Raw genomic sequence first — 1,214 nt, 5'->3', positions numbered from 1 at the left:
TCTAATTTAAAAATGTCAATTCCTAGCAGTGTGAAAATTCTAGAAAAAAATCAAGGTTCCTGCTTAATCTACCACTTTTGAGGGATTTTTTTCAACATTCGAATCCTTTTTCTCTAAATCAAGATGTTTTATTTGGTCCTTTAAATCTTGATTTTCTGCACGCAATTGCTCAAGTTCAAACTTCAAAACTTCCATATCGGTATTTAATATTTCATTTTGCTGGTCTAACTCAATGCACTCTTGGTCTAATTTCTCTGCTATTTCCAAAACCTCAGTTAGCTTATTTTGAGATTCCTCAGCTAAAATCTTCAGCTCCTCATAGCCTATGCTAGTTTGTTCATAGGTATTAAAAGTAAATTCAGCCAATAGCTTCATCAAAGCAATATCAATTTCTTTCAATTTCTCATTATCTGATACCCTACTTTTAAAAGGCACTAAGATACGTCGCTTCGAAATAAAGCGTAACTGTTCAAGTTTAATAGTACAAGGATTAGGCATATTTCCGAAGTCCTTATCACGAGCTGGTAAACTAATATGGTAAGATAGACTATCATTATAAATGCTAGGTGAACTTGTAATTGGGGCAACAATTAAATCATTACCAGATTCAGCTAATACAATCGCAGGGTGATCATACGTTAATTCATTACCAAAATGCCCATAAAAATCGATATAAAGAATGCTGCCCTTACTATATGCTTTTCTTAACGAATGTTTAGGTTTTTCTTTAAGTAAAGTTTGATTTATGTAATTTGAATACCCCATAATCCAACGAATTCCATCTTCTAAAGGCTCATCCAAATACTTCTGCCCAAAACGTCCCTGACATTCTAATAAAGTTTTTAATAGTTTTACTTCATCAGATACTCGTTTTCCATCACTTTGCGTAGTACCAGTATGTTCATCTTTTTTTATCAACCCTTTAAAATATTCCCTATGTTGCATAATTTCACCTCCCACTATGTTTTAGTACTAAAGTCAGGAATTCCATTAAAATTCCCAAATAACGGAATAGAAACAAGTATAAAACAATCTTCTTTAGAATGTCATTAATATAGAACAATTAATGGGTGGAGTTCTGTATATTCATACCGACATATTTAGTTGACATAAGACCCAATAGGGGAAGCTGACCCTTTTCTAGGGGGACTTTTGCATAAAATCCTGTATATTCTACGCAAAAAAAGCAAGCCAATTGGCTTGCTTTTTCCATT

1 protein-coding gene is annotated in these 1,214 nt (G+C 32.9%); it reads right to left on the bottom strand.

The features are described from left to right. Positions 1-63 precede the first annotated feature (63 nt). On the bottom strand, positions 64-945 hold the full coding sequence (locus tag C9J34_RS21195) for a type II toxin-antitoxin system PemK/MazF family toxin (protein WP_107842146.1): 882 nt from the start codon (positions 943-945) through the stop codon (positions 64-66). Between the last annotated feature and the right edge of the window lie 269 nt (positions 946-1,214).

It is taken from the genome of Metasolibacillus meyeri (genome assembly GCF_003049505.1).
Lineage (GTDB): Bacteria > Bacillota > Bacilli > Bacillales_A > Planococcaceae > Metasolibacillus > Metasolibacillus meyeri.
This window is presented reverse-complemented; position numbering and strand designations above follow the sequence as displayed.